At 71.2% G+C, this 2,080-nt stretch carries 3 protein-coding genes; all 3 read right to left on the bottom strand.

The features are described from left to right. On the bottom strand, positions 1 to 585 hold a 585-nt coding region (locus G3O06_RS47875), incomplete at its 3' end, for a lytic transglycosylase domain-containing protein (protein ID WP_205820345.1). Further along, positions 582 to 1,256, bottom strand: a complete 675-nt coding sequence (gene sctR, locus G3O06_RS47870) for a type III secretion system export apparatus subunit SctR (RefSeq protein WP_039360892.1) — start codon at positions 1,254 to 1,256, stop codon at positions 582 to 584. The genes sctR and G3O06_RS47875, both read right to left, overlap by 4 nt. 3 nt (positions 1,257 to 1,259) lie before the next feature. After that, a partial coding sequence (gene sctQ / locus G3O06_RS47865) for a type III secretion system cytoplasmic ring protein SctQ (RefSeq protein ID WP_205820344.1) occupies positions 1,260 to 2,080 on the bottom strand: 821 nt, incomplete at its 5' end.

The following is a 2,080-nucleotide window of genomic DNA, read 5'->3' as shown; positions in this document are numbered from 1 at the left end:
GGGAATCGGTCCGGCGCCGCCTTCGCGCGCGTTGCGCTGCGCGCTGGCGACGACGCGGCTCACGTAGCCGCTCGAGAAGCCGGTCGTGAAGTTGCCGCTGTAGTAGCACGACAGCGCCGCGCGCAACGCGGCCTGCGTGGCGCGACCGGTGCCCGACGAGCGCGCGAAGCATTCGGTCAGGATCGCGCCGCCGGCCCGCAGGTTGCGGCACGGCTCGAACATCGTCGCTTCATCGAGCCCGTATTTCGCGAAATTGCGTTCGTTCACCTGCGCGAGGCCGACGCTGTAGCTGAAGCCGCGCGCCGCGAGGTCGCGCGCGGTCGCGCGCGCTTCGTCGAGCGACGCGGGCTGGCGCGACAGATGGCCGCCGACCACGCCGATCGCATACGGATTGAAGCCCGACTCGGTGCGCACGAGCGCGGCGAGCGTGTCCGGATCGACGTTCGGCGCGCATGCGCGCGCGAGCGGCGCGAAGCCCGTACTGGTGCCGGCGGCTTGCGCGCAGCGCAATGGCAGGCACGAGAACGCGAGCGCGGCCAGCGCGCACAGGCAGGCGGCGGCGGTTCGCAGGCGGTGCGCGCTCATCCCGCGCCCGCCACCCGGTACGACATCACGAGCCCGTGCACGAGCAGCGACCAGCCGTCGAGCGCGACGAACAGCAGCAGCTTGAACGGCACCGAGATCGTGGTCGGCGAGATCATCTGCATGCCGAGCGCGAGCAGGATGTTCGCGACCAGCAGGTCGACGACGATGAACACGATATAGATCACGAAGCCGATCTGGAACGCCTTCGTCAGCTCGGCGAGCGTGAAGCTCGGCACCAGCACCAGCAGGTCGTCGTCCTTGATGCCGTCCGCGCGGTTCTTCGGCCATACCGAGGTCGCGGTGCGCACGAAGAATTCGCGATCGCGCTGCCGCGTGTGCGACACGAGGAAATCCTTGATCGGCGGCAGCGCGGCATCGGCGAGCGCGCCGACGTCGGCGGTCGACAACTGCCCCGACGCATCGAAGTGGCGCGCCTGCAGCGCGTCGCGGATCGACATCCCGACGGGCGCCATGATGAACAGCGACAGGATCAGCGCGATGCCGTTCAGCACGAGGTTCGGCGGCACCTGCTGGATCCCGAGCGCGGAGCGCAACAGGCCGAGCACGACGACGAGCTTCGTGTAGCTCGTGACCATCAGCGCCGCGAACGGCGCGATGCCGAGCGCGGCGATCACCGCGATCAGCGCGACCGGATTCGGCAGGTTGCCCATCGTTCAGCGCTCGCGCGGCGCGGGTTGGGTCAGCGTGACGACCCGCACGCCGAGCTTCTGGCCGACCGCGATCAGGTGCCCCGTGCCGATCAGCATCCCGTTCGCGACGAGATGGATCACGCTCTGGTTGATCCCTTGCTGCAGTTCGATCACGGCGCCGGGCTGCAGCGCGCTCAGCTCGCCGAGCGGCATGGACGTGGGCGGCAGCTCGAAGCGCAGGTCGACTGCAAGGCCGTCGAGCGGGCGCGGCGCATCGGCAGGCGGCGCGTCGTGCGTCGTCGCGGACGCGATGTCGGTGCGGGTCGGTTCCAAAGGCATCTCCCTGATTCGTTCGACGGTCAGCCGGTTGCCCGATGGCCGTCCGGTGATCTCCCACGCCGGCGCGGCCGGCAGCCGCGCGACGCACAGCAGGTTCTGCTCGTGCGCCTGCCAGCGCTCGATCGCGATGATGTCGCCGCCGACGACGTCGGCCAGCTCGGCCGTCGTCAGCTCGGTACGGCCGATCTCGAACACGAGCGGCACGGGCAGGTTCGCGTAGGCTGCGCGCGTGTCGGCGGGTGCGGCGGGCGCGGCCGCGAAGAACACGGCGAGCGCATCCGGCGCGTCGAACAGCAGCGCGCCATGGCAGCGCCATGCGGCGTCGGCGCGCCGCAGCTCGAAGCGCAGCGCGGCCGGCGACGCGCGCCATGCGGGCACGCTGCCGGGCGGCGGCAGCAATTCCACGCGCTGCCGCGTTGCGGCCTGCAGCACGGTCGCGAGCGGCGCGCACAGATCGGCGAGCAGCGCCGCGCGGATCACGGCCGGCACGGCCGGATCGGCCGCGA

The organism is Burkholderia sp. Ac-20345, from assembly GCF_017104825.1.
GTDB classification, from domain to species: Bacteria; Pseudomonadota; Gammaproteobacteria; order Burkholderiales; family Burkholderiaceae; genus Burkholderia; species Burkholderia lata_B.
Note: the sequence above shows the minus strand (reverse complement) of the source record. Positions and strands in the feature narration are given on the sequence as shown.